1 pseudogene is annotated in these 236 nt (G+C 55.9%); it reads right to left on the reverse strand.

Going from position 1 to position 236, the window contains the following annotated elements:
- Window positions 1–236 (reverse strand): annotated as a pseudogene (locus SB816_RS34980) (hypothetical protein); the annotation flags it as partial.

A 236-nucleotide genomic window follows, 5' to 3' on the forward strand; every position in this document is an offset into this window, starting at 1 on the left:
GAGCGCGTCCGCTTTCTCGCTAACCGCGTCGGACTGGGATGCGGTGAGCGGCGTTCCATCCGCTTCAGACCACTTTGCATAGCCGCTAACCGCGTCACTATGAAAAGCGTTAACCGAAGCGACGAGTGAAGCGTTTCCGTTAAGCATGCCTTGAAGCCACGCTATATCGTTTGCGCCAAGGTCCTTGGACGTGACCTCGATCGAGCCGTTGCTCGAATGGAAATCAAAGTGGGCAT

Origin of the sequence: Achromobacter sp. SIMBA_011 (assembly GCF_046535435.1) — a bacterium.
GTDB classification, from domain to species: Bacteria; Pseudomonadota; Gammaproteobacteria; order Burkholderiales; family Burkholderiaceae_B; genus Achromobacter; species Achromobacter dolens.